This is a genomic window from Nocardia sp. NPDC004573 (genome assembly GCF_053602135.1).
Genome location: NZ_JBSGDA010000020.1, coordinates 62,228 through 88,022, shown reverse-complemented (window position 1 = coordinate 88,022; position 25,795 = coordinate 62,228). Strand labels below are relative to the sequence as shown.

Below are 25,795 nucleotides of genomic sequence, written 5' to 3'. Positions count from 1 at the left end.
TGGTTCACGGTTCGGCGTCGGCGAGCCGGAGGGAGTTGCCGTCCTCGCGGTCCGGTTCGACGCCGACCCCGTACACCCCGCCGGACACCTGGCCCGAGTCCAACTCGACGATCGCCCGCGCGACTCGCTCGGTGGGGACGAGCACGGGAAACGTGGTGGGTGCGATCGCGTTCACGCGCACACCGAACTCGGTGAATTCGGCCGCGAGATTGCGGGTCAGCTGATCGAGCGCGGCCTTCGACGCGGAGTACAGGGTCTGTCCCGGATAGACCTCCGAGCCGGAGATACTCGAGACATTGACGATGTTGCGGTTGCGCGCGCGGTTCTCGGAGCCTGCGTGCAGCCAGGACCGCTGTGCCAGCCGTGCCGAAAGACGCAGCGGTACCGCCACGTTCAGCAGGAAATGGGGATCGAAGTCGTCCAGCGCCGCGTCGCCGTCGACGATGCCGCGTGGGTGCAGCCGGACGTGCGCCGCGTTGTTCACCAGCAGGTCGACCCGGCCGAACCGGGCCAGCGCGAGGTCCACCACCCGGTCCACCTCGCCCGGCTGGGTGAGATCGGACCGGAGGACGAACACCCGGGAGTCGTTCTCCGGCACCGCCGCGTCCGGCACCAGCGGATCGACGTACCACTCCAGCTGCGAAGGCACCGCCGGCGTGCGCGTGCGGCAGACGGCGACGATGTCGTAGTCGCGGTAGTAGGCCTGGCAGAAGGCGTCGCCCAGGGTGCCGCCCGCGCCGGTGAGCAGGCAGACGCGGCGGTCACCACTGGACAATCCGGTCTCCTCCCCAGCGTCGTTCGGCGTCCGCTTTGGTGCGGTGCACCCACATCACCACGCTGTTGCGGTCTTTGGCGTTGTTGCCCGCGAACGTGTGCCAGCTGCGCGGGGTGACCTCGAACAGCACGAGCGAGTTGTCCAGTGGAGGGAGGAGAGCCACCGACGGCAGCGCGGCTGCGTCGGCGACGTGGTCGTACAGTGCGGTCTCGCCGCCGTCGCCGGGCGACCAGCCCGGATTGCCGAGATAGAACCGCACCGCGACGGCGCGAACGGTCTCGCGCGCGACGACGCCGGGCGCGCGCGCTCCGGTCTTGGTGTGCACGGTGCCGTCGGGCAACCGCACTTCGCCGGGACCGGGCGGGGGCCCGGGGAACCAGGCCGGGTCGAGGTCGTTGTGCGGCCGGCCGAACGGGCTGCCCGGCCCGTGATGATGCACCGACCCCTCGACGTCACCGGTCGCTTCGACGCCGCCGAGCCGTGCGACCAAGTCGTGCCACTCGCGCGTGGCGAAGACCGCGAGCGGACCGTCGCGCAGATCGGCGAATCGGATTCCGTCGGCGCTGCAGCCGTCGGCGACGGTGACGAACAGGTCGGGACGCTCCCGGCGGACGCGTTCCAGTTGGTCGGCCAGCCGCTGATAGAACTCGGGGACGAAGACGTCGCGGGCGTACACGTGCGGGAACGGCCTGCTGCGCCGGATCCAGCGCCGATGGGCGAACAACTGCGCGAACCACTGCGGAACCGGCGGTGTCGCGAGCTCCGGCTCGGTTGTCACCATTACTCCCTCCCGGTCGAACCCCCGTGATCATATTGCCCGCACCCGGCGTACGCGGGCCGGTCTCCGCGCTGCGAGGATCACCCCTGTGAGTCGTGACCTGCGTGTGTGTTTCGTCGGAGATTCGTTCGTCGCGGGTGTCGGCGACCCGGGTTGCCTGGGCTGGGCGGGCAGGCTCGCGTCCGCCGCGTACGCGGAGGGCATCCCGCTGACCGCTTACAACCTCGGGGTGCGCAGGCAGACCTCGACCGCGATCGTGCGACGCTTCCAGACCGAATGCGCACCCCGGCTGCCGGAGGGCGTGGACGCCAGGGTTGTTCTTTCGTTCGGCGTGAACGACACCATGCACGAGAACGGCGGCCCGAGAGTGACCCCGGATCAGTCGGTCGCCAATCTGAGCGCGCTGCTGGCCCACACCGCGGCGTACGGGTGGCCGGTGCTGATGGTCGCCCCGCCGCCGATCGCGGACGAGGAGCACAATGCCCGCACCGCGGCGCTGGACGAGCGGTTCGCCCGGGTCTGCGCCGCATCCGGGGTGCCCTACGCGCGCGTGCACCAGCCGTTGCGTGACAACGCGGTGTGGAGCGCCGAGGTCCGGGCGGGCGACGGGGCGCATCCCGGCGCCGCGGGTTATGCGGAACTCGCCGCACTCATCGTTCCGCAGTGGCGTGCGTGGTTGACAGAGTGATATGTCGTTTTCCGAACACGGGGTGGCAGCTATTTCGCGCTCTGTCTGAGACGGAAGCGTCAGAATTGCCTCACCAGCTGGCCTCGGATAAGCAGGTTACCGAATTCGTCTGCGCGGCAACGTACTCCTGCTCATCCGATCGGCAGACCCGGTTTGCGCGTCCCGGCGCGCCGCCGCCGCGCGGTATCCAGGTCGGCTGTCGCCGAAAGATCCTCCGGCGCAGCATCGGAACTGAACGCTTCGCTCAATTCCGGTACCCAGCGGACGATTTCGTCGCGGTAAGGCCCTTCGGTCTCCAACTGCCCGAGCACGCCCACCAGTGTGAGAAACGAGCGGGCGAACGGCGTGAAGTAGGCGGGCATGGTCATCTGGCGCACCACGTTGGTCAGCCGAGGATTTGTGGTGCGCAACACTTGTCGGCGCAACCAGCGTGTGGTCAAGCGATAGGTCGCGTGCCGCAACGGCTCGCCGCACGGGGTGATCGCCGCGTAGAGCGCCTCGCTGTCGATGGCCTGTCCATTCTCGACGAAGCCGTGTCGGCGTGTGGCCGCGGCCAGATCACCCGGCCCGCCACGGAAGATCGCCTTGCAACAGTCGAGCGTCAGATCGCCGAAACCCGCGGGCGGCCACGTGCAGCACGCGCCGAAATCCATGACGCCGAGGCGTCCGTCGGGCAGCACCCGGAAATTGCCGGGATGCGGATCGGCGTACAGCAGGCCGTGCCTGCCCCAGCCGCGAGTCACGAAGCGGACCATGAGCATGCCCACGCGGTCGCGCTCGGCCTGCGTACCGGAGGCGACGATGCGTGGCACCGGCGTGCCGTCGATCCACTCGCTGATCAACACATCGCCGTGCTGCGCAACAACGTTCGGGACGTAGAAGTCGGGATCGTCGGCATAGGCCGCGGCGAACGCCCTCTGGCAATTCGCCTCCGCCGCATAGTCGAGTTCCCCGGTGACCGACGCGCAGATCGCCTCGGTCACCGCCTTTACGTCCGCGCCCGGCAGGAATACCGTTGCGAGATACGAGATCCGGCGCAAGTGATCCAGATCGCGAGCCACCGCCTGCCTGCCACCGGGGTACATCACCTTGACCGCGACCGTCCTGCCGTCGTGCCAGACCGCGCGGTGCACCTGCCCGAGCGAGGCCGCCGCGGCGCGCCGGTCGTCGAATTCGCGGAAACTCGAACGCCACTGCGCGCCCATGCTTTCGGCCATGGCGGCGTGCACCGCGTGCGGCAGCATCGCGGGCGCGGCGTCCTGGAGCCTGGCGAGCGCGATCCGGTACGGCTCGGCCACGTCCCGCGGCAGTGCCAGTTCATAGATGGCCAGTAGTTGCCCCAGCTTCGCGGCGCAGCCTTTGAGCTCGCCGAGCACCTCGAAGATGTGTTGGGCGGTGCGCAGCTGGATGTCGCGATCGACTTCTTCGGCCGATCTGCCGAGTGCCCGCATGCCGAGCCCCGCGGCCTGTCGTCCGGCGAACGCCGCCGGCAGCGCGGCCAGCTTCGCGCCGCGAACAGCGCCGTGAACAGGGGGTCTACCTTGGGGCCGCGAAGCGAAAAGCCGGGATCGTTTGCCCGTGGTCCCCTCCTCGGGGCGCTCTCCGATGGGCCGGATGGTCATGACTCACCTCACAGTCGCGCGCACAAGTGTGACACAGGTGCAGTACCGCACAGTAGGGCTTAGACTGTCTGGGACGTATACGAAACCAGTCGAAAGGTGACTTCGATGGGATCCCAGACGGTGGTCGCCGACGTTGCCGACGAACTGGCGCGCCGGGTTGCCGCGGGGGAATATCAGCCGGGGGATCTCATGCCGTCGGTGCGTCAGGTCGCCGAGGAATTCGATATGAACCGCGCGACCGCGCAGCTGACTCTGGGTCGGCTGGAGTCGTACGGTTTCGTCGAAGCCCGGCGCGGCAAGGGATTCACGATCCGCGACGTCCGGGAGGCCGGCGGGGTGGACGTGTACCGCCAGCTGTTCCGCTTCTCGATTCCGATGCCCGACATCGCGATGGAGATGTTCCGCGACATCGTCGACGTCGAGCGCACTCTCGTCCTCGAGGCGCTGCTCGCCTACACCGGTGGCGCGCAGCGGATCGATTCCGCCGAACTGAAATCCACGATCGATGAACTCGAATCGATAGCGAGGGAGCCCGATCCGGATTTGCGCCGGCTGTTGGCGCTCGAGGTGGCGTTGGTACGCAGGTTGCTGACCGCGCTCGGGCTCCCCATGCAGCGCGCGATCTTGAACTCGATCGGCGAGATGGTGCTCGAGGTGCCGGAGGCGGTCGAGGCGTACTTCGCCGGCGCGCCGGATCTCCATGTCCTGGTGTGGCGGGCGCTGGCCGCGGTGTGGGATTCCGGCTCCGGGCCGAGCGAGGCACAGCTGGCGCTGTTCGAGGACCTGTTCGGCATGTACCACGAGAAGGTCATCGCGCGCTTCGAGGAGTTGGTGGCCGGCGTGGAGGAGAGCGCCGAGGAGAACCGAGCGGCTTCCGCGTAGTCGTTTCGTACGGCGCACAGTCCGTCTGAGACGTCATTCGGACATCGCCCGAGCCGGGTCCGCTCATCGCGGGGAAGTGCTCGGGATACCTGGTTTCCCCAGCCGAGTCTGTCTCAGACGATTTGCGGATTCGAATGGGATGAATCGGTTCCAGCCACCAGGCTGTTCGGCCTACCGGGAACGACGCCGACTGCCACCAGATCGATTCCGCGACAGGGCATCAGCCGGCGTGACCGACTCTTCTGTGCCGCCGAATCGGGTCCGGCGGGTCGCACCGGCGTACGGGTGGCCGCCGCTACGCCGGTGCGATCATCCCCCGGCTCGACCGGGGGCTGCCGCGCGGCACCGCCGTCCCCGTGTCGTCGCCGGACTCAGACCCCGCCGTTGAGTTTGTTGAGGCGCTCACACGCCTCCACGTACTCCTGGATCAGCCGGTTGACCACGTCGGCGGAACGCTCCACGCGGTTCATCATGCCGACGATCTGGCCGACCGGGTTGAAGTTGACATCCTTGGCGGCCTCCGGATAGCGGTGGCCACGCTTCACGCCGTCCAGCGCGACCATCATCTGCAGCGGCATCGGCAGCGGATCGGGCGTGTCGGCCCGCTCCCACGCCTCGGTCCATTCGTTGCGCAGCATGCGGGCGGGCTTGCCGGTCCAGGCGCGCGACCGCACGGTGTCGTGGCTGGTGGCGTCGATGTAGGTCTGCATCTGAGCGGGCGGCACGTTGGCTTCCTCGACGGTCAGCCACACCGAGCCGGTCCACGCGCCCGCGGCGCCCATCGCCATCGCGGCCGCCACCTGGCGGCCGTTGCCGATGCCGCCCGCGGCCAGCACCGGCAGGTCGCCCACGGCGTCGATCACCTGCGGCCACAGCACCATCGAGGAGACCTCGCCGCAGTGGCCGCCGCCCTCGGTGCCCTGGCAGACCACGAAGTCCAGACCCGCCCGCTTGTGGTTGAGCGCGTGCTTGACCGAACCGCACAGCGCGCCGATCAGCCGGCCGGAGTCCTGCACCTGCTTGATCACGTCCTCGGGCGGAGTCCCGAGGGCATTGGCGACCAGCTTGGCTTTCGGGTGCCGCAGAATGACCTCCACCTGCGGCCCCGCGGTGGTGGCGGTCCAGCCGAGCAACTGGTTGTGGTGCTCGTCCTCCGGCAGCTTGGGCACGCCGTGGTCGGCGAGGATCTTCTCGGCGAAGTCGCGGTGCTCCTGCGGGACCAGCTCGGCCAGCTTGGCCTCCAGCTCCTCGGGGCTCAGGCCGTCGATGCCCTTGCCTTCGTACTTGGACGGAATCACCAGGTCGACGCCGTATACGCCCTGCACGTGCTCGTCCAGCCAGGCCAGCTCGACCTCGAGCTGCTCGGCGGTGAAGCCCACGGCGCCGAGCACGCCGAGCCCACCCGCGTTGCTGACCGCGGCCGCCACGTCGCGGCAGTGGGTGAAGGCGAAGATGGGGAATTCGATCCCGAGCCGTTCGCAGATTTCGGTACGCATGGCGTGCTGGTCTCCCTAACTGCTCCGCCGCGAACGGCGCGGCGCAGATGTACTAGAACGAGTTGCATAAGAGGCGCCCGGATCGGCCTGGTCGCCGCGCGTCGAGTCCGCCGCAAGCCGCTGATATCGCCATGAAGCGGCCGCGGCTTCCTCGACTGGCCGGTACACCATGCCTCGACAGTAACACGTTCTAGTTTTCTGGGGAATGCGCTTCCGCGTCAGGCGGTGGCCCGCTCCAGTTCGGCGAGCGACTCCTCCAGTTGGTCGAGCAGACGGGGAAGTTGCGGCACACTGCGCCGGCAGCCGACCACGCCGAAATCGAGATTGCCCGCGTTGGAGGTGAGCGTGATGTTCACCGCTTGGCCGTCGAACGGGATCGACAACGGGTAACTCGCGTCCAGACGCGCTCCGTTCCAATACATGGGCTCGCGTGGTCCAGGGACGTTCGAGATGACGATATTGAAGGTCGGGTTGGTGTACGGGATCAGCGCGGGCGCGAGATTGAGCGCCAGCGGGCTGAGCATCAGCGCCGACAGCGCCATCGTCTGGTTGCACGACAGCGTGCGGTAGACCTCCTTGCCGTCGCGCATCGACGCCGCGACCACGCGCAGGCGGTCCCCCGGATCGGCGAGGTCGGTGCCGAGATTGCACAGCACCGCGCCCACCTTCACCCCGTCGGTCGCGTCGTCGTCCTCGGCGCGCAACGACATCGGCACCATCGCGATCAACGGCTTGTCCGGCAGGGCCGAGCGTTCGATCAGGTACCGCCGCAGCGCTCCCGCCGACATGGCGAGCACCACGTCGTTGAGCGTCGAGCCGGTGGCCTTCTTGACTTGCTGGAGCCGCTCCAGCGGCCAGGACCGGACCACCGCACGGCGCGCGCCGCCGATCGGAACGTTGAACATGGTGCGCGGGGCCGCGAACGGCAAGGTCAGCTGCTGCCGTGTCAAGGCGGTGCGGGCCGCGCGCAGCACCGATGCGGCGGACGTCGCCGCGGAGATCAGGTTGCGCGCGGTACCGGCCGCACCGGCCGCCGCCCTGCGCCTGCCCCGAGGCAGATGCCATGGCACCCGCGCGGCGGCGGCCGACGGGTCGCTGGTCAGCGTGCGCCGCAGCAGGCGTTGAGCGGAGACGCCGTCGATCAACGCGTGGTGCATCTTCGAATACAGCGCGAACCTGCCGTCGGCGAGACCCTCGATCAGATGGAACTCCCACAGCGGCCGATGCCGGTCCAGCAGGCTGCTGTGCAGTCCCGAGGCCAGCTCGACCAGCTGATCCATACGTCCGGGACCGGGCACGGCCAGCCGCCGCACGTGATAATCCAGTTCCACGTGCTCGGCCCGCGTCCACGCCATCTGCGGGGAGCCGAATATCGTCGCGGGATGTTTGCGGAAGGTCGGATCGATATCGGTGTTCCGTAGGAGTACGTCGTGCACCTGCGCGGCGAAGTCGTCTCCCGCGCCCTCCGGTGGCTCGAACAGTTGCAGGGACCCGACATGCATCGGCTGTTCCCGGGATTCGGCGAGCAAGAAGACGGCATCGACCGGCGCTATGAATTCCATGATGAGTCGCCCCCTGACGACATGGTGGAACGTTCGAGTTTCGGATCGACCACGTTGTCGGCGGGCCCGCGCAGCCATGAAACCGCCGCGACACGCCAAACCTACCCGGACAGGATGGACCGCGTTCGGTGAATCACCGAACCTTCGAAGCCAGCAGGTATGCCTGCCCGAACCGCTCGTCGGGGCCGGGTTCGCGCACCATACGGGCGATCATCGCGAACCCGGCGGCGTCGAGCAGACGCGCAAGGCGTTTCGGTGCCCACCGGTAGGCCCGGGTCACCTTGTGGTCGAAGGCTTCCACCGCATCGGGCAGGTCGGCTGTCTGGAACGCCAGCAACACGTGCCCTTTGCTCGCGAGTACCCGATGAAACTCGTTCAACACGTGCGGCACGCGCTCCGGTGGCGTGTGGATCAGCGAATACCACGCCACTATGCCCCCGAGCGTGGAATCGCCGATCGGTAGCTCCTCTACCGAACCTTGCGCGAAAAACAGCTGTGGATGTTCCGCGCAGGCCAGCTCAACCATGCGCGGCGAGAGATCGATGCCGAATACCCGCGCCCCCAACGACGCGAGGTGGCCGGTGATCCGCCCCGGTCCGCAACCGAGATCGGCGATCGGCCCGGATCCGTTGCCCGCCACCGATTCCACGAACGCGCCGAGTATCGCGCGGTCGAGCACCGCACCGGCGAGGTGGTTGCGGAAGAGTTCGGTATAGAACTCGGCGATATCGTCGTAGGCGGCGCGGGTGGCCGCCACATCGGGGCGTTCGTCTGCGAAGTCTTCCGTCGAATCCAGCACCTCGAGCAGCGTATTACCTCCTCACTCCCCCGGTTCGAAGGCCTGGGCGACCGCGAGACTGTCCTCGTAGACGTGGTGCCGGGTGATCAGGCCGTTGTGCACCGTCAGATGCAGCGCGAAGCGCGCGCGATAGGCGCGACGGGTGCCGCGCGCGGTCTGCCGGATCTCGCCGAGCACCACGGCGTCCGCGCCCTCGACGAGTATTCGTTCGACACGCGTGGCCACCTCCTCCGGCACATGGTGTTCGGCGATCGAGCGGTAGTGATCGGCGACATCGGTCCGGGTGCGACGGTGCCGGATCCAGGGCGTCGCCGTACGGCCGTGCTCGGCCTCCGGCCAATCGAGCCGCCAATCGGTGTCCTCGGCGTACAACTCGGCGACGGCTTCCGGGTCTCCGGAACCGATCCGCCGCAACAACTCTTCGACCACCGCTCTAGTGGCGGGCACGGTGACTGACACGCGAGATCCTTTCGAAACGACACCGCGCGATCGCAACGGCGCGTACCTGATTCTCTGGTGTGCCCGCACCCGTGGCGATTACCTCTCGGGTAATTGGGCGGCGGCCTCCGGCGCGGCGGGCGTCGCAGGCTCCGTCCGCGCCGCCTTGTCGCGACCGCTCGCGGTGCCGAGCACCGAACCCAGGATGACCAGCGGAAAGCCGATCGCCATGCCCGCGGTCAGCGGCTCGTCGAGCGCCGTCACGCCGAGCAGGATCGCCACCGCGGGATTGATATAGGTGATCACCGTCGCACGGGCGGGGCCGACCTCGGCGATCAGCGCGAAGAAAAGCAGGAACGCCGCGGCCGTGCAGATCACCGCGAGGCCGAGCACCGACCAGCCCGCGTCGGCGGTGATCCGCGCCGGCCACGGCCGGCCCGCGAACGGCGCGTAGATCGCCGCCGCGAGCAGCAGCGACGCGGTCACCACGCCGAGCGGAGGCAGATCGGCCAGCGCGCGATTGATCACGATCGGGCCCACCGCGTAGCCGATCGTGGTCAGGCCGATCGCGGCGATCGCCGCGGGATTGCCCAGGTCGACGTCCAATCCGACCAGCGCCGTGACGCCGGCGAAACCGATCAGCAGGCCGAGCAGCCGACGTGCGTCGAACCGATCGTGACCGAGCGCGGTCACGATCACCACGGCGATCAGCGGCACCGCCGCGATCAGCAAGCCGACGGTGGAACTGTGCAGCGTGGTCTCGGCGTAGCCGATCAGGAACCACGGCCCGGTGATCTCCACCAGGGTGTAGAGCAGCAGTGGCCGCCACCGCCGGAACACCGGCGCCAGCGCACGGGAGAACAGCGCGACCGGCAACAGCAGCAAACCGCCGATCAGCGTGCGGCCGAACGCGACCACGATCGGGTCCAGATCCTCCACCGCGACGCGGATCATCGCGTAGGGCACGCCCCAGATCACGCCCATCACCAAGAACAGCGCCCACCCCCGGCGGGTCATCGCGCGCCCGCCGTTCGGCACCCAGGGACGGCGATCGGCTCGGCGCCGAACGACCTCTGCTCGGTGGGGAACATGCTTCGGTCGCTTTCGACCACCGGGAGCTTAGCCAAGTGATCCGATCATCCGACAGATCCAGTTCCCGGCTCCGGCAAGGCCGGTTGGCGCCGACTTGTGTCCTTTTCGTCCGATTGGGGCGAATCATGCCCGCAGGCAACGGTGTTCGGGCTAGTCTCGCCGGGAGCGAAGGGAAAGCATCATCGTGGTCGAGGTGATTCGCCGGCTCGCCCCCAGCGAGGAGATGTTCGCCGCGGGCGAGGTCTTCATCGGCTATGCGGCCCGGGTATCCGGCCGATTGGACGTGCGGGCGCTGACCGCTGCCTTCGAGGCCGTCGCGCGAGCGCATCCGATCCTGCGGGCCCGCATCGAGCCCACCGAAGCGGGCGGACATGTCTTCGCCGTGACGGACGCCGTACCGGAGATCTTCGTCGCCGACGCGAATCCCGAATTCCCCCTCGCCGGTGCGAAGTTCGATCAGCGAACGGGCGTCTGCGCCCTGTGCGTGGTACGCGACGGCGACACCGCGAGCGTCACGCTCATGATCCATCACAGCATCGCGGACGCCTTTCACGCGTTCGTCGTCGTCACCGAGTTCTGGGCGGGATATCGGGAAGCGGTCGGCGGCGGTACGCCGCAGCCGCCGGTGCGCGCGTTCCCCGATCCGGTCGAGCATCTGCTCGCGGCGCGCGGCATCGAGAAGATGGCGTTGCCGGGCGCCGTGCCCGCCGGCGCCACTCCCGCCGCTGCGACGCCGGGCGTACCGGAGCGTGACGACGAATACCCGATGCTGTACACCACCAGGTGCAGGTTCACCCGGGAGGAGACCGCCGCGCTGGTGGCGCTCGGGCATCGGGAGAACGTCACCGTGCACGGTCTGGTGTCGGCGGCGCTGTTGCGCACCGAAGCGGAGATTCGCGACCTACCGCTCACCGGACTGCTCTACCTGTACTCCGTCGACCTGCGCACGAGGGTGAACCCGGAGATCGGCGCGACCGAGGGGACGAACGTCCTCGGATTCGCCAATTACCTCTCCCCCGACTCCGACGTCACGCTGGTGGAGTCGGCTCGCGGCATCAGCGAGGCGCTGCATGCCGGCCTGGCCGCGGGCATCGTGCAACGCACCCCCTTGAGCATCCCCGACATGGCGGCCGCACCCAGGCCCGTGCTGCCCGGCGTGGTCATCGCGACCAATTGGGGCACCATTCCGCAGCTACCCGAACACGACGAGCTGCGAATCGACGACTTCCACTCCACCATGCTGGCGAAGCCGGATCTGACCGGCCGCCGTCCGCAGCAACCGGGTGGCGGCACCTGCGTCATCAGCACCTTCGACGGTCGGCTGAGCGTCGAGATACACCATCCGGAGGAATTCACCGAGCTCCAGCGCCACCGCGTCGAAGTACTGGCGCGCAATCTTCGCGCTGTCCTCGCCTGACGATGCCACCCGCTCGCGCGAGCGCGTGACCCGCCGGTGCGGTGACCGGCGAATTCCGGAGACTGCGCTGTTATGGTTGGCCCCTTCCGGTGAACCGACGCCGCGGGCCATGGCGTGTCGCCTGCCCACAGTCGTTCGCCCCGTGACCGGGCCGTCGAACAGCTCCGGAACGACGCCGACGAGCGGAAGGAACAGCATCCTGTGGCAACCACGAACGGCGGGTCCGCACGGGTCGCGGTAATAACGGGCGGTTCTCGTGGCATCGGCCGCGCGTGCGCCGAGCGTCTTGCCGCGGACGGGTGCGCGGTCGTCGTGAATTTCGCGTCGAATGCCGCCGAGGCCGACAACACCGCCGAAGCCATCCGTGGCGCAGGGGGCGTAGCGGTGACCGCCCAGGGAGACGTCGCCGACGAGTCCGCGATGGTGGCGGTATTCGACCGGGCGGAAAGCGAATTCGGCGGCGTCGACGTCGTGGTGCACGCGGCGGGCCGGATGCAGCTCGCACCGCTGGTCGATCTGGATCTGGCGGTGCTCGACAGCACCTACCGGACCAATATCCGCGGCACTTTCGTCGTGGACCAGCAGGCGGCGCGGCGGCTGCGACCCGGTGGCGCGATCATCAACTTCTCCACGTCGGTGGTCGGCGCCGCGTTCCCGACCTACGGGGCCTACGCCGCCAGCAAAGGAGCCGTCGAGGCGCTGACCATGATCCTGGCCCGCGAACTGCGGGGCCGGGACGTGACGGTCAACGCGGTGGCACCGGGCCCGACCGCCACCGATCTGTTCCTCGACGGAAAAGACGACGCCACCATCCAGCGACTCGCCGACGCGGTGCCGCTGCAGCGACTCGGCACCCCAGCCGATATCGCCGCCGTGGTGGCCTTTCTGGCCGGCCCGCAGGGACATTGGGTCAACGGTCAGGTCGTTCGCGCCAACGGCGGACTCGTCTGACCGGAACACCGTCGGCTCGCGATCGCACCGCAGGGTTGCGATCGCGAGCCGACGGGTCGGTCAATTCGATACTTTCGCGGTCGTGCTGGTAGCCGGGGCCGCGGATTGCGTTGTGGTTGTCGTCGGTTCAGCGGTGGTGGGCTTCGTCGTCTCGACCGGCGCCGCGACCGGAGACGGGGCCGGAGTGGTGGCCGCCGGTGTCGTGGTCGTGGTCGTGGTCGGCGCGACCGTGGTGGTCGGACTGCTCGTGCTGCCGGTCGTGGTGGGGGCGGCGCTGGTGGACGTCGCCGACGTGGTCGAAGCCTTGGCGGGTTCGGTGGTCGGCGTCGCCGAGGTGGTCTCCACCGCCTTGTACACGGCGGCCAGATCGGCTTCTTGCGGCTTGGACGTCGGGTCGACCTGCTTACCGGCCTGTGCCTGCTTCGCCAGATGGGTGAGCCAGGCCGCCGCGTACTCGGCCGAGGTCAGCGGCTTGCCCGCAGCGGGGTCGGCATCGTCCCAGTAGTCGAAGTGGTGACCGGTGTGGTTCGGACCGAGCGTGAGGTTGTACGGGTCGCTCATGATCACAGGGATGGTGTTCTGATTCGTCACGATGAGGCCGACGATCTCGTTGAGCACCTTCTGCGGCAGGTACGCCAACGGCGACATCTCAGCGGTCGAAATCGAATCCGCCTTCGCCGGGGCCTTCTTCTCCCCCGGCTTGTACGCCGGATCCGAGACCCGCAGCAGCACTTCCAGGAAGGTCTCGTCGCTCTGCATCCAGTTCGGCTGCGACTGGATGTCGGCGAACGCCGCCAACGCGATCCGGCCCAGCACCACCGCCACGTCCTGCCCGGTCGCCGGCGTCAACCCGTCGCGTTCCAGCGCGTCGACGTTCAGTTGCCTGCCGACGTTGACCACCAACTGCAGCAGCGAGATGTTCTGCGGCGCCGAACAGGTCAGATCGCCGTCCGAGCAGAACGACGCGATCTTGCCGTTCAACGCACCGAAGTCACCGCTGGTGCCCGGCACCGCGCCCCGGCCGGGGACCGGGTTCGTGCCGTTCTGATACTGCTGGTCGAAGCCGTCCGGGTTGCCGAACGGGTCCTTCGAGCCCGGGAACGGCCCGTCTCCCGCGGAGCGGCCCGAGTCCGCCAGGATGACGACACCGACGACATCGTCCGGATCGACGACTTCGTAGGACCCGTCCTGGCCGGGTTCCTGGTGACCGATCTTCATCGCGACACGGCGGACGACATCGGCGCCCTCGCTGTATCCGACGATCGAGAACTTGGTGTCGGGGCACGCCTGCGCGATCTCCCGCATCACCCGCTCGGTGTTCGCGACACCGGCGTTGACGGCGTCCTCGTAGGTGGCCATGTTCGCCGGATAGGCGATGTAGACCGCGGCGTACGCGTCCGGATCGACGTCGTCGGCGGGCGCGTTGACCACCGGATCGACCCACTCACTGCTGTGGTCGCCGGACAGCGCGGCGGGCAGCGGGTTGCCGTTGGCGTCCACCAGCATCTTGGTGGTCCCCTCGACCGGGGTGTCGTTGCGACCGGCTACCGAGATGGTGACCATGTCGCGGCATTCCGTGACGGAGGTCGTGAGCTGCGTATCCCTGGTTTGCGGCGACGACGTCAGTGCCAGCGAGGCGGCGACGACCGCCGCCACCCCCAATGCCGCCGGGGCGGCAACGGCCGAACCTATGCGATGCCGCGCGAAGAACTCGCGAAGAGCCATGTCCTGTTTTCCATTCCATACACCGACAAAGGGGACGGACAAGCCCCCCGACGGGCCATACGTCACCGAGAACGTCGTGGTAGGGGACCCGAGCGTTACTCGGGTGGGGCGCACCACACTCCCCGGGCGATGTCCGGGCACGAAATCCGACCCTCGGCGAACAGTGACTCAGATCACACCGCACTCCTGTCAGAGTTCGCGCCGCTGTCCGGTTCAGGAAGCGAACACCACCCAGACAGGAGTGAGACCATGACCCACCACATCGTCGTCCTCGGCGCCGGATACGCCGGAGCCAACGCCGCCGGTCGCCTCGCCAAGCGGCTGCACCCCGCCGATGTCGAGATCACCCTCGTCAACGCCGACCCGGAGTTCGTCGAGCGGGTCCGCATGCACCAGTACGCGACCGGCCAGGATCTCCAGCGCCGCCCGCTGACCGACATCTTCGCGGGCACCGGCGTGCGGGTGCGGCCGGCACGGGTGACCGCGGTCGACGCCGAACGCAAGACCGTGAGTGTCACCGACGCCGACGGCCCCGGCGAGATCGCCTACGACACCCTCGTCTACGCCCTCGGCAGCGCCGCCGCCGACCACGGCGTTCCCGGCGTGGCCGAGCACGCCTACGACATCGCGGGCAAGCAGTCCGCGCAGCGGGTGCGAGACCGTCTGGCCAGCCTGGCCGCGGGCGCGACCGTGCTGATCGTCGGTGGTGGTCTGACCGGCATCGAAGCCGCCACCGAGATAGCCGAAGCGCGACCGGATCTCGCCGTCGCCCTCGCCGCTCGCGGCGGCCTCGGGGACTGGCTCGGCGACAAGGCCCGGCAGCACCTGCGCAAGGCATTCGACCGGCTCGGTATCGATGTGCAGGAGAATACCGAGATCGCCCGCGTCCAGCCGACCGGCGCGGTCACCGCCGACGGCCGGACGATCCCGGCCCAGATGACCGTGTGGACAGCCGGTTTCACCGTCCACCCGATCGCCGCGGCCACCACGTTGCAGGTGTCGGCGACCGGGCAGATCGTCGTCGACGACACGATGCGGTCGGTCTCGCACCCTGACGTCTACGCCGTCGGCGACGCCGCGCTCGCCCCTGGAGCGAACGGCGATCCGTTGCGCATGTCCTGCGCCTCGGGAGTCCCTACGGCCTACCAAGCCGCCGACGCCATCGCCGCACGCCTGACCGGTCGCAAAATCCCCCGCAATGAGATCGGCTACACCGGGCAGTGCATCAGCCTCGGTCGCCGCGACGCCGTCGTGCAGTGGGTCACCCCCGACGATCAGCCCAAATCCTCCGCCCTCACCGGTTGGGCGGCCGCGCGAGTCAAAGAGCTCATCTGCAAGAGCGCGGCCTGGAGCATCTCGCACCCGACGACGATGCTCCCGGTCCGCCGTCGTCACATCACCACAGCCGAGCCGAACCGCGCCCCTACCGCGTGAGGCCGCGCCCGCTGCGGGCCGTGTCGGACGGATCCGACGCGGCCCGCCCTACATCCATCCCACCATGAACCGGACTCGCCTATTCCAGCATGCGGCATGGCGACGAACCGGTCCGTGACGGCCGGAACATCACCCGCGCGCCATGTCCACGAAGCGGGACAGATGCAGCTGGTGGGCCACGGTGATCGTCGCGGTGGGGCCGTTACGGTGCTTGCCCAGAATCAGGTCCGCCTCGCCGCCGCGCGGGTCGTCGCGCTCGAAAGCGTCGGGACGATGCAGGAGGATGACCATGTCCGCGTCTTGTTCCAGGGAGTTGTGGACCGAAATGCCCTGCGCGACGAAATTGTGCGTGCCTGGCACGGTGCCGTCGTAGACGTCCTGCTCACCGATGCTGGTGACTTCGACGATCCTGTCCCAGAACACATCGTTCGTGGCGAACATCTCGATCTGCGCGTCTTCCAGCACCGCTGCGACGCGAGCCAGCCGGGAGCGGCTGGGCGAGTGCTTCCACATCGTCGATCCGCAGAAACGCGAGCCCATCGCCGCCGAGAATTCGCGGTGCGTCATACCTCTGGTAGCGAGGAGCGCACGGACCTTCGCCCAGACCTCGCGGGGGATCGTGTCGACGTTGGTATTGCGCGCGATCGGCTCCAACTCGGCGAGGGCAGCCCGTGCCGAGTGGCCGCGTGCGCCGTGCACGCCGATGTCACGGAGAAAGAGGGTTTGATTCTCCGCGCCATCGATCGTCAGATGCCAGCCATCGCGGTAGCCGGGCTTGGTGACCTTCTTGATCCGGCTGTGCACACCCAAGCGAAGCAGCAACTGGGCCACGTCATCAATCAATCGGCGGCTGGTGGACGCGTAGTAGATCCTGGCTTGACGTCCTTTCGCATCCCAGCGCACGGAGCCGTCCGTGGCCCAGAGATGGTGCAAGAAAAGCGCGACTTGATCATTGGGCAGCGCGAAGACGCGCGCGGGCACAAACTTCGCGTAGCTGCGAAGACCGAACAAGCCGAGCCCGTCCAGCCACGCTGCAATCGGATTACGCTTGCCGTGCGTAAGTCGGTTCGGAGCCCGCAGGCGAAGCGTAGTGACTCTCGCGGCCGCGTAGTCGTCACGAGCAACTGTCACACCGAAATGCGTCGCCGCGTCGGTTACTGCCGTGAGATTCTCCTCATCGATGCTGGCATAGCGCAGCGGCTGGCGTTTTACGCACGAGCCGTCGCCGATCATATGGGCGAGCAGAATCACCTCGGCCTCTGGCATCCGTGCAGTGTGTACCGGTTCCGGCACGCGGCGAGGAGTGGCGAGTCGGTCGCCCACGGTCAACTTGTCGAGGGGAATCCAACCGTCCAATGTCAAGAACGGATGATTCCCGGTCGCTTCCACTTCACGACCGGATGCCAGGCGCAGTCGAAACACTTCTTTCCGCCCGCTCGGGAACACCTTCACCATCGGCCGTGCAACCATCCGCATACGCTCGTCGAGCGACCACACCAATGGCTGCTCCCCGCCGGACAGCAGGTCGCCGAGTGTGGTCTCGTGGCCGGTGTCAGCGCGGAGGATACGTGTGGTAGCAGGCAGGCAACCCGACTCGCGGAGATCGGACACCATCGGGCGCTTGTCGGTTCGCTGTTCGGGACCGCGGTTGAGCTGGCTGATCGCCACCACCGGCACTTCGAGTTCCTTGGCCAGCAGCTTCAGGTTGCGGGAGAAGTCCGAGACTTCCTGCTGGCGGGATTCGACCTTCTTACCGGAGGTCATCAGCTGCAGGTAGTCCACCACAACGAGTTTCAGGTCGTGACGTTGCTTGAGCCGCCGCGCTTTGGCGCGAATCTCCATCATGGTGAGATTCGGCGAATCGTCCACGAACAGCGGCGCTTCGCTGATCTCACTCATCCGCCGCGCCAGCTTGGTCCAGTCGTCGTCGCTCATCCGCCCGGACCGCATGTCTCCGAGCTTGATCTTCGCTTCCGCCGACAACAACCGCATGACGATCTCGGTCCGGCTCATCTCCAGGGAGAAGATGACGCTCGCCAAGCCGTGCTTGATCGAGCAACTACGCATGAAATCCATTCCCAGGGTCGATTTGCCAACTCCGGGCCTGGCGGCCACGATGATCATCTGGCCCGGGTGCAGGCCGTTGGTGATCTCGTCGAGTTCGGTGAAACCGGTGGGGACGCCGAGGGAGATGCCGCCGCGGCTGGCGATGGAGTCGATCTCGTCCATCGTCGGCTGGAGCAATTCCTCCAAGGGGAGGAAATCTTCGCTGGTGCGGCGTTCGGTGACCTCGTAGACCTCGGCTTGGGCGCGATCGACCACCTCGGCGACGTCCTGCCCGTCGGCGCCCGCGTAGCCGTACTGGACGATGCGGGTGCCCGCCTCGACCAAGCGGCGCAAAATGGCCTTCTCGGCGACGATTTCGGCGTAGTAACCGGCGTTGGCCGCGGTCGGCACGGTCTGGGTGAGCGTGACCAGATACGGCGCGCCGCCGATGCGCTTGAGCTCGCCGCGGCGGTCGAGGCCCGCGGCGACGGTCACCGGGTCGGCGGGTTCGCCGCGCCCGTAGAGATCGAGGATGGTGTCGTAGACAGCCTGATGCGCGGGCCGGTAGAAATCGCCGGGACGAAGGACCTCGACGACGTCGGCGATGGCGTCCTTGCTCAACAGCATGCCGCCGAGCACCGACTGCTCGGCCGCCATGTCGTGCGGCGGCTGGCGGCCGAAGTCTTCGCCGGGAGGTTCGGGCGGGAAGTCCGTGTGCCCGCGGTCATCGGTGGTTGTCACCAGACTCGACCGTCCTCTCTACCCCACGACCGGGTTCCACCCTGTCGACTCGTTGTACTCCCGGGCACCGACACGTTTGGGAAAGCCTTTGACCAGGGCTCCAGCTACCGTCGCGGCACCCGCCCGCGCACGCGACGCGGAGCGATCCGCGCGCGGCGATGCGACGAACCTAGGCGACCCGATGGGTGCGGACCAAACCGCGCTGTGCACACAGTTGTGGATAACTTGGGGAAAGTTCACCAAACCGTGTGCAGGCCCTGTGTACAACTTGGGGAAAACGCATGTCGGCAAGGTTGAATGCGCAGATAGATATGCGCTTTCGCGATTTTCCAGGTGTGGATTAACGAAGTACCGGCGTGTCGGTCGAGTTGAACAGCCGGGCGTGTTGGGTTAACAGAACGTGAGCCGCATATGACTTGAATCACATTGCGAACGGTCGGTTCTGCCGGTAATCCACAGGCTGGACGAATAAGGCGCAGCCGCGAGGTCGTGCACCGCCCCGATTGTCTCGAATGACGCTCTCGAACATTCGGCAATCGATCAGCTACTAATCGATCTCGCATGACCGGGCACAGCCGAGGACCACTCCTCTCGCTGAGACGGGAGTGGTCCTCGATGCTCTGCTTCGATCAGGCGGCAGTGACCGTGAGGTCGAACTTCGCCGCCACGTCCGGGTGCAGGTGCACCACGATGACGTGCTTGCCGGTCGTCTTGATGTGCGCCTTCGGCAGCTCGATGCTGCGCTTGTCGACGACGGGGCCACCCGCCGCCTTGACGGCCGCCGCGACGTCCGACTGGGTCACCGAGCCGAACAGCTTGCCGGTGCCAGCGGTCTTGACCGCCAGCGAGACCGACTCCAGGCCCTCGAGGGCCTGCTTCAGCTCGTTGGCGTGGTCCAGGTCGCGGACCCGGCGGGCTTCCTGCGCCCGGCGGATGCCCTCGACCTGCTTCTGCGCGCCACGGCTGGCCACGATCGCCAGACCGCGCGGCAGCAGGTAGTTGCGGCCGTAGCCGTCCTTCACCTCCACGGTGTCGCCGGGGGCACCGAGGTTGTCCACATCAGCAGTCAGAATCAACTTCATTTGCGTGCCTCCCTTTCTCAGCGAGCCGTCGACACGTAAGGCAGCAGAGCGACCTCACGCGAGTTCTTGACCGCAACCGCGACGTCGCGCTGGTGCTGGACGCAGTTGCCGGTGACGCGGCGGGCGCGGATCTTGCCGCGGTCGCTGACGTACTTGCGCAGCAACGCCGTGTCCTTGTAGTCGATCGTGACGGTTCCGGTCTTGCTCTCCTTGCAGAACGAGCAAGCCTTCTTCTTGAGCACCTTTTCGCGCGCGGGCGCTTTAGGCATGGTCTTGTACTCCGTAATCATTGATGGCCCGAAGCGAGCGGGCCGCTGTGGCCGTTCTCAGAACGGCGGTTCGTCATCCATGCGGCCGCCGCCCCCGAAGGAGCCAGCCGCGGGCGCACTGCCCCAAGGGTCGTCCTCGGCGCCGCCGGAACGCCCACCGCTACCACCGGAGGAGGCGTAGTTGCCACCGCTGCCGGACCCGAAGCCGCCGCCACCGCTGCCGCGGCTGGTCTTGTTGACCTTCGCGGTGGCATAGCGCAGCGAGGGACCGACCTCGTCGACCTCGAGCTCGACGACCGTGCGCTTCTCACCCTCGCGGGTTTCGTAGGAGCGCTGCTTGAGCCGTCCGCTCACGATGACACGGGAACCTCTGGTCAGGCTTTCGGCGACATTCTCCGCGGCTTCACGCCAGATATTGCAGCGCAGGAACAGCGCTTCGCCGTCTTTCCATTCGTTCGAATTACGGTCGAACACACGGGGAGTCGACGCGACGGTGAAATTCGCCACCGCCTGTCCCGCCGGTGTGAATCGAAGCTCCGGGTCGGCCGTCAGATTTCCGATGACGGTGATGACCGTGTCGCCTGCCATGTGGTTCCTCCTGCTCGGTGTGCAGTCCGCGTCTCGCTGTTGCGCTAGAGCCTAGGCACAGGCTCCGACGCAAACGAGGGTTGCCGGACTACTTGTCGTGGCGCAGAACCTTGGTGCGCAGCACCGTCTCGTTGAGACCCAGCTGGCGATCGAGCTCGTTCACCGTGGCGGGCTCGGCGGTCAGATCGACCACGGCGTAGATGCCCTCGGCGTGCTTGGCGATCTCGTAGGCGAGCCGGCGGCGGCCCCAGATGTCGACCTTGTCGATCTTGCCGCCCTCGGTGCGAACGACACTGAGCAGGTTGTCCAGCGACGGACCAACAGTGCGCTCGTCCAGGCTCGGATCGAGGATGACCATCACTTCATAATGACGCACGGACCAATCACCTCCTGTGGACTAGGAAACGGCCACGGACGGTCCGTGGCAGGAGGGTCGTTGCGTCAGCAACCCGAACAGGCTACATGAGCGGCAGCTGAGCAGTGAAATCGCCCCGGCGTGCGGTCCGGGCGCGCACGCGGCCGCGCCGCGCGTTCGCCTCCGTAGGAAGGGGGAACGGCGGCACCGCCCGGACCGTCCGCTTAGGGTGGATCCATGCCGACCGGACTCGTCGCCAGCGACCTGCCCGCGGGTCGCGTGCGACGCCGTGCGGCGCTGGCCGTGGTGGTGATGCTGCTCTGCGGTCTCGTCCTCGCCCTGGCGTACGCGAACAAGGCGCGCTGTGCGGGGGCGCCGTTCGATCGGGACGGGCGCAGCACGGTTTTCGATGTCGTCAAGGACTCGGATGTCTGCTACTCGGACATCCAGTTCCTCTGGCTCGGCAGAGACATCAACGAACACGTCTTCCCCTACGTGACCGGCGGCATCACCGACGACGGCGCGTTGGTGGGCGGCGCGGTGGAGTACCCCGTGCTCAGCGGTGTGCTGATGTGGCTCGGCGCGATCGGCGCGCACAACGACGCCGATTTCCTGCGCTACTCGGCGCTGCTGCTTGCGCCGTTCGCACTGCTGACCGCGTGGATGTTGGCTCGCCTGGCCGGCTGGGCCGCCCTGTTGTGGGCCGCAGGCCCGCCGCTGGTGCTGTATGCGTTCCACAACTGGGAGCTCCCGGTGGTGTGCACCGCGGTGGCGGCCGTCTACGTGATGGCGGCGCAGACCCGGTACTCCGTGCGGACCAGGGGGATCGTGGCGGCGGTGCTGCTCGGGCTCGGATTCTGTCTCAAGCTGTACCCGGGGATCTTCGTGCTACCCCTGCTGGCGTACGTGCTGACCGGGGGCGAGCGTGCGGGAGAAGGGCGGCAGCGCAGGCTGGACGTCCGAGGCGCTCTGCTCACCGCGGCCGCGGCGATCGGCACCGTCGTCGCGGTGAATCTGCCGTTCGCGCTCGCGGGATACGAGGGCTGGCGCGCGTCGATCACCTTCCAGCAATTGCGGCAGGCCGACATCACCACGAATTCGATCTGGTACTGGGGACTTCGGCCGATGTTCGGTCCGGACGCGCGCAGCGAGGCGGCATTCCAGCAAGTGGTCTCGGTCGCTTCCCCGCTGCTCGTGCTCGCGGCGTTCGCGCTGGCCATGTGGCTCGGAGGGAAGCGTTATCGGGCGACCGGCGTGTTCCCGTGGGTTGGCGTGAGCGGCGCGATGCTGTGTGGATTCCTGTTGTTCCACAAGGTGCATTCACCGCAGTACACGCTATGGCTCGTGCCGTTCCTGGTGCTGCTCGCGGTGCCGTGGTGGTTGATCGGCAGCTATCTCGTCGCCGACGCGGCGATCGGCATCGGGGTGTTCCGGTACTTCTACTCGATGGGCTCGGGCACCGCGGTCGAGCAGATGGAGAACGTCGTCGAGTTCGGGGTGTGGGGGCGCGCGAGCCTGCTCGTCGTGTTGTTCTTCGTGTTCCTGTGGGCGTTGCCGCGCGGGAGCCGGTCGGCGTCGTCCCCGGTGCCGCGGTCCGACCCCCGCAATCTGGTCCCGGTCGTCTAAGGCCCGCCGTGCCGGGCCCGGAAGGCGGCGCTCTTGGCGCGATTGCCGCACAGCGTCATGTCGCACCAGCGGCGGGAGCCGCCGCGGGAAGTGTCCACGTAGAGCCGGGTGCACGCGGGTCGGCCGCACTCTTTGACGAGTGCCCCACTACCCGATAGCTCGATCGCGGACCGGGCGATGGCGGCGAGTGCCGCGTCCGCGTCGCCGGAGCGGACGACCGTGCCGTCGGCGCGCAGGCTGATCGAGGGTGGTGCGGCGTCGGCGAACGCGTTGACGGTCCGGCGATCGGCGTCATCGAAGGTATGTCCCTCGGCGGCGGCGAACGCCATGCGGTAAGCCGCCTCGCGCAGGCGGACCGCTCGGGCCAGGGTGTCGGCGTCGCTGCGCGGGGGGTGGTCGAGCAGCCCCGCGGCGACGATCCAGTCGGCGAGCACGGCGGGGGTGGCGAGGATGTCCTCGAACGTGGACGACCGTGCCTTGACGGTGCCCGCGAAATCCAGGGCGAGGTTGCCGCTCACGAAGGTGAACACATTCGCATGATAACCGCCTTGACAGGTTAGTTCGGCGGATGCGACTGTGATAACCACCCTAGGTGGTTAGTTGCGAGGAGGTTCCGTGCAGAGTCGATTCGCGCAACCGCTGTTCGTCGTGTTGTGGAGCAGCGCGTTCATCGCCGGTGTGATCGGGGTGGGCGCCGCGCCGCCGCTGATGGTGTTGTTCGTGCGCTTCGCCGTCGCAGGGGTCCTGCTCATGACGTACGCGGTCCTCGCGCATGCCACGTGGCCGCGCGGTCGCACGCTGCGGCACGTGCTCGTCGCCGGGTTGCTGATGCAGATGGTCCAGTTCGGAGCCTTCTACACGGCGATGGCCGAGCATGTCCCGGCGGCGGTGATCGCGCTGGTGCAGGGCCTGAATCCGGTGGTCATCGCGCTGTGCGCCGGACTGATCGGCGAAGTGGTCACGCTGCGGCAGTGGTTCGGCTTCGGCATCGGCGGAATCGGGGTCGCCCTGGCCGTGTTCGACCAGTCCCACTTCTCCGCGACCGGACTGCTGTTGTGCGTGGTGGGACTGCTCGGTCTGAGCATCGGCACCGTCTATCAGAAGCGGTTCGCGCCCGCCGTCGATCCGAGAGCCTCCACGGCGTTGCACGTGTCGGTGAGCGCGCCGATCGCGGGGGCGCTGGTCTGGGCGTCGGGTCAGGCGCAGGTGTGGGACGCGGGCCGGTTCGCCGGGTCGCTCGTCTGGATGGTGCTGGTGAACTCCATGGCCGCGTTCCTGCTGCTCAACGCCATGCTGCGGCGGTGGGACGCGACCAGGGTCGGCAAACTGTTCTTCGCGACGCCCGCCGTGACCGCGATCCTGGCCTGGCTGCTGATCGATCAGCCGTTGCGGCTGCTGACGGTCGCCGGGCTCGGCATCGGCCTGGTCGGTCTGGTGTTCGCCGCGCGCACGCCGACCGGATCGACGGCTGTGGCGCGCAGGCCGGTGCCCGCGGCGCGGTGACCTACTTGCGCCCGCTCTGCCACTGCATGCCCCACCGATAGGCCTGGTCGAGTTCCCGCTGGGCGCCGTTGACGTAGTGCACTTCGCGATGCACGGTGATCCCGGCCCCATGGTTCTGCAGCAGGGCGATGGCGCACGAGCGGGCGCCGTCCACCGGAGAGTCGAGGCGCACCTCGACCTGCGGGCCTGCGGTGGGATAGAGCGTCACCACGCCATCGGCGGCCGCCCAGTTGGGCGCGCCCTCGTAGATGAAGGCGAAGATCAGGATGCGCCGGAACAGCTCGGGCCGGGACAGATCGATGTGCAGGTTCTCGCCGGAGGCGGCCGAACCGCTGCGATCGTCGCCGTCGAGCCGGATGTAGGGCTCGCCCTCGAGCGAGCCGAAATTGTTCCCGATCGCCTGGACCACGCCTTTGGCGCCGTTGGACAGTTCGTAGAGGCAGCCGAGGTCCAGATCCACGGGCTTGGACCGGCGGAAGAAGCCCCTGGATCCGCTCGACCAGTTCAGGTTGACCCGCATGGTGCCCTGCTGCTCACCCGGCTTGGTCAGGTTGATGCTCGGTGTCGCCTTCGACAGGGTCACCTTGGACAGGTTGACGCCGCCGGGGTTGTCGTCGATCGCCATGGCTCGATCCCCCCTCTGTGGAAACGAGAGCGGCAGCGGCCATCCGTGGGGATGGGGCCGCTGCCGCAACGAGTCTTGGGCTGCTTGCCGGAGATCAGCCTACCGGCGTCGGTTCCGGTTCGCTGTCCAGTTCCTCCTCGTCCGCTCGGCGGTTGCGGACGATGCTCGTGACGAACGCCGCGCCGATGAACGCGACGCCGACCAGGCCGGTGACGAGCTCGTTGATGTGCACGCCGATCGAGACGAGCAGAATGGCCGCGAGCGCGCCGATCGCCCAGTGCGCGCCGTGCTCCAGGTAGACGTACTCCGACAGCGTGCCCTTGCGAACCAGGTACACCGTGATCGACCGGACGAACATGGCGCCGATCAGGCCGAGGCCGAGCGCGATGATGATCGGGTCGGAGGTGATGGCGAACGCGCCGATCACGCCGTCGAACGAGAACGAGGCGTCGAGCACCTCCAGGTAGAGGAACAGGAAGAAGCCGGCCTTACCGGTGGCCTTGGCCAGCTCCGACGGGCCGCCTTCGGTGTGCTCCTCGGTGTGGAACATCGAGCCCAAGCCGTCCACCGCGATGTAGGTGATCATGCCGAGCAGCCCCGCCACCAGGACGGTCGAGCGGTGCGCCTCGTCGGCGATGTACTCCGCGGTGAGGATCAGCCCTCCGCCGGCGACCACGATGGAGAGCATGTCCAGCTTGCCCGCCTTGGCCAGCGGCCGCTCCAGCCAGCTCAGCCAGGTGATGTCGCGTTCCTCGAAGATGAAGTTGAGGAACAGCAGCGCGAGGAACATGCCGCCGAAGGCAGCGATCTGCGGGTGCGCGTCGGTGAGCAGTTTCTCGTAGCTCGGGCTGCCGTCCGGGAAGGTCAGCGCGTCGCCAGGGGGCGGATTGAGGGCCAGGTCGAAGGCCTCCACCGGGTTCAGTCCGGCCGTGATCCACACGATGGCGAGCGGGAAGACCAGACGCATGCCGAACACCGCGATCAACACGCCGATGGTGAGGAAGATCCGTTGCCAGAAGGCGCTCATACGTTCGAGCACGGTGGCGTTGATCACGGCGTTGTCGAACGACAGCGACACCTCCAGGATGCCGAGGATCGCGACGAGCGCGAGGGCGGTCGGGCCGCCGTACAACACCGCCACGACCAGGGACAGCACCGTGATGACGAGGGACATGCCGAATATGCGCAGGACCACGCTGGGACCTTTCGTGAGTGAAAAACGAGGCGGCGACGGTTGCTACCAGCGTGGCTGCTGGATCGCCGGTTGTCCAACGCGCTCCCAGGGCGCCGGCATGCCTGGG

General features: G+C 67.7%; 24 protein-coding genes. 7 read left to right on the top strand and 17 right to left on the bottom strand.

Annotation, left to right across the window (positions count from 1 at the left end):
- Positions 1-4: 4 nt before the first annotated feature.
- Positions 5-775: an SDR family NAD(P)-dependent oxidoreductase gene (locus tag ACWEKR_RS26425; protein WP_452356755.1), complete on the bottom strand. Its 771-nt coding sequence runs from the start codon at positions 773-775 to the stop codon at positions 5-7.
- Positions 762-1,556: a 2OG-Fe(II) oxygenase family protein gene (locus ACWEKR_RS26420; RefSeq protein WP_452356754.1), complete on the bottom strand. Its 795-nt coding sequence runs from the start codon at positions 1,554-1,556 to the stop codon at positions 762-764. The genes ACWEKR_RS26425 and ACWEKR_RS26420 overlap by 14 nt, the downstream gene beginning before the upstream one ends.
- Before the next feature lie 85 nt (positions 1,557-1,641).
- Here ACWEKR_RS26420 and ACWEKR_RS26415 point away from each other — a divergent pair, with 85 nt between their 5' ends.
- Positions 1,642-2,241, top strand: a complete 600-nt coding sequence (locus ACWEKR_RS26415) for a GDSL-type esterase/lipase family protein (protein WP_452356753.1) — start codon at positions 1,642-1,644, stop codon at positions 2,239-2,241.
- 131 nt (positions 2,242-2,372) lie between these two features.
- Here the strand turns inward: ACWEKR_RS26415 and ACWEKR_RS26410 are convergent, their stop codons facing one another.
- The gene (locus ACWEKR_RS26410; RefSeq protein WP_452356752.1) at positions 2,373-3,863 is read right to left on the bottom strand and encodes an ABC1 kinase family protein; all 1,491 of its coding nucleotides are present in this window, start codon (positions 3,861-3,863) and stop codon (positions 2,373-2,375) included.
- A gap of 105 nt (positions 3,864-3,968) precedes the next feature.
- Between ACWEKR_RS26410 and ACWEKR_RS26405 the strand changes: the two genes are divergently transcribed.
- Positions 3,969-4,745 (top strand): GntR family transcriptional regulator, encoded by a 777-nt coding sequence (locus tag ACWEKR_RS26405; RefSeq protein WP_452356751.1) that lies wholly within the window; start codon positions 3,969-3,971, stop codon positions 4,743-4,745.
- A 371-nt stretch (positions 4,746-5,116) separates the two neighbouring features.
- On the opposite strand, the gene ACWEKR_RS26400 is transcribed toward ACWEKR_RS26405, so the two are convergent.
- The 5 genes from ACWEKR_RS26400 to ACWEKR_RS26380 all read right to left on the bottom strand — a co-directional run bounded on the left by ACWEKR_RS26400 (position 5,117) and on the right by ACWEKR_RS26380 (position 10,057).
- A complete protein-coding gene (locus tag ACWEKR_RS26400) occupies positions 5,117-6,241 on the bottom strand; it encodes an NAD(P)H-dependent flavin oxidoreductase (RefSeq protein WP_159841118.1) in 1,125 nt (374 codons plus the stop codon).
- A gap of 218 nt (positions 6,242-6,459) precedes the next feature.
- Positions 6,460-7,803 (bottom strand): WS/DGAT/MGAT family O-acyltransferase, encoded by a 1,344-nt coding sequence (locus tag ACWEKR_RS26395; protein ID WP_452356750.1) that lies wholly within the window; start codon positions 7,801-7,803, stop codon positions 6,460-6,462.
- Positions 7,804-7,936: 133 nt separating this feature from the next.
- Positions 7,937-8,602: a class I SAM-dependent DNA methyltransferase gene (locus tag ACWEKR_RS26390; RefSeq protein ID WP_452356749.1), complete on the bottom strand. Its 666-nt coding sequence runs from the start codon at positions 8,600-8,602 to the stop codon at positions 7,937-7,939.
- A gap of 21 nt (positions 8,603-8,623) precedes the next feature.
- Positions 8,624-9,061: a nuclear transport factor 2 family protein gene (locus ACWEKR_RS26385; protein WP_452356748.1), complete on the bottom strand. Its 438-nt coding sequence runs from the start codon at positions 9,059-9,061 to the stop codon at positions 8,624-8,626.
- Between the two features lie 78 nt (positions 9,062-9,139).
- Positions 9,140-10,057 carry a DMT family transporter gene (locus ACWEKR_RS26380; protein WP_452356747.1) on the bottom strand — a complete coding sequence of 306 codons (918 nt, stop codon included), beginning with the start codon at positions 10,055-10,057 and terminating at the stop codon, positions 9,140-9,142.
- Positions 10,058-10,316: 259 nt separating this feature from the next.
- Between ACWEKR_RS26380 and ACWEKR_RS26375 the strand changes: the two genes are divergently transcribed.
- Positions 10,317-11,549: a phthiocerol/phthiodiolone dimycocerosyl transferase family protein gene (locus ACWEKR_RS26375; RefSeq protein WP_452356746.1), complete on the top strand. Its 1,233-nt coding sequence runs from the start codon at positions 10,317-10,319 to the stop codon at positions 11,547-11,549.
- 201 nt (positions 11,550-11,750) lie between these two features.
- Entirely contained in the window at positions 11,751-12,500 is a 750-nt protein-coding gene (locus ACWEKR_RS26370) for an SDR family oxidoreductase (RefSeq protein WP_452356745.1), read from the top strand.
- Between the two features lie 60 nt (positions 12,501-12,560).
- Here the strand turns inward: ACWEKR_RS26370 and ACWEKR_RS26365 are convergent, their stop codons facing one another.
- Positions 12,561-14,225, bottom strand: a complete 1,665-nt coding sequence (locus tag ACWEKR_RS26365; protein ID WP_452356744.1) for a cutinase family protein — start codon at positions 14,223-14,225, stop codon at positions 12,561-12,563.
- Positions 14,226-14,474: 249 nt separating this feature from the next.
- Here ACWEKR_RS26365 and ACWEKR_RS26360 point away from each other — a divergent pair, with 249 nt between their 5' ends.
- Positions 14,475-15,659: an NAD(P)/FAD-dependent oxidoreductase gene (locus tag ACWEKR_RS26360; protein WP_195090752.1), complete on the top strand. Its 1,185-nt coding sequence runs from the start codon at positions 14,475-14,477 to the stop codon at positions 15,657-15,659.
- Positions 15,660-15,788: 129 nt separating this feature from the next.
- Here ACWEKR_RS26360 and ACWEKR_RS26355 read toward each other — a convergent pair whose 3' ends face one another.
- The 5 genes from ACWEKR_RS26355 to rpsF all read right to left on the bottom strand — a co-directional run bounded on the left by ACWEKR_RS26355 (position 15,789) and on the right by rpsF (position 20,761).
- On the bottom strand, positions 15,789-18,446 hold the full coding sequence (locus ACWEKR_RS26355) for a replicative DNA helicase (RefSeq protein WP_452356743.1): 2,658 nt from the start codon (positions 18,444-18,446) through the stop codon (positions 15,789-15,791).
- Positions 18,447-19,075: 629 nt separating this feature from the next.
- Complete coding sequence (gene rplI, locus ACWEKR_RS26350) at positions 19,076-19,528, bottom strand: 50S ribosomal protein L9 (protein ID WP_452356742.1); 453 nt, start codon at positions 19,526-19,528, stop codon at positions 19,076-19,078.
- 17 nt (positions 19,529-19,545) lie between these two features.
- The gene (gene rpsR, locus ACWEKR_RS26345; RefSeq protein ID WP_043700357.1) at positions 19,546-19,797 is read right to left on the bottom strand and encodes a 30S ribosomal protein S18; all 252 of its coding nucleotides are present in this window, start codon (positions 19,795-19,797) and stop codon (positions 19,546-19,548) included.
- A 57-nt stretch (positions 19,798-19,854) separates the two neighbouring features.
- Entirely contained in the window at positions 19,855-20,385 is a 531-nt protein-coding gene (locus ACWEKR_RS26340) for a single-stranded DNA-binding protein (protein ID WP_195090747.1), read from the bottom strand.
- Between the two features lie 88 nt (positions 20,386-20,473).
- Positions 20,474-20,761: a 30S ribosomal protein S6 gene (gene rpsF, locus ACWEKR_RS26335; RefSeq protein ID WP_159841205.1), complete on the bottom strand. Its 288-nt coding sequence runs from the start codon at positions 20,759-20,761 to the stop codon at positions 20,474-20,476.
- A 216-nt stretch (positions 20,762-20,977) separates the two neighbouring features.
- Here rpsF and ACWEKR_RS26330 point away from each other — a divergent pair, with 216 nt between their 5' ends.
- On the top strand, positions 20,978-22,366 hold the full coding sequence (locus tag ACWEKR_RS26330; protein WP_452356741.1) for a hypothetical protein: 1,389 nt from the start codon (positions 20,978-20,980) through the stop codon (positions 22,364-22,366).
- On the opposite strand, the gene ACWEKR_RS26325 is transcribed toward ACWEKR_RS26330, so the two are convergent.
- The gene (locus ACWEKR_RS26325) at positions 22,363-22,896 is read right to left on the bottom strand and encodes a CGNR zinc finger domain-containing protein (protein ID WP_452356740.1); all 534 of its coding nucleotides are present in this window, start codon (positions 22,894-22,896) and stop codon (positions 22,363-22,365) included. The two genes, ACWEKR_RS26330 and ACWEKR_RS26325, sit on opposite strands and share 4 nt — an antisense overlap.
- Before the next feature lie 85 nt (positions 22,897-22,981).
- On the opposite strand from ACWEKR_RS26325, the gene ACWEKR_RS26320 reads away from it, so the two are divergent.
- Positions 22,982-23,869, top strand: coding sequence for a DMT family transporter (locus ACWEKR_RS26320; RefSeq protein ID WP_452356739.1), 888 nt, complete (start codon positions 22,982-22,984; stop codon positions 23,867-23,869).
- Between the two features lies 1 nt (position 23,870).
- Here ACWEKR_RS26320 and ACWEKR_RS26315 read toward each other — a convergent pair whose 3' ends face one another.
- The gene (locus ACWEKR_RS26315) at positions 23,871-24,494 is read right to left on the bottom strand and encodes a TerD family protein (protein ID WP_452356738.1); all 624 of its coding nucleotides are present in this window, start codon (positions 24,492-24,494) and stop codon (positions 23,871-23,873) included.
- 94 nt (positions 24,495-24,588) lie between these two features.
- Complete coding sequence (locus ACWEKR_RS26310; protein ID WP_159841213.1) at positions 24,589-25,689, bottom strand: DUF475 domain-containing protein; 1,101 nt, start codon at positions 25,687-25,689, stop codon at positions 24,589-24,591.
- Positions 25,690-25,795 lie beyond the last annotated feature (106 nt).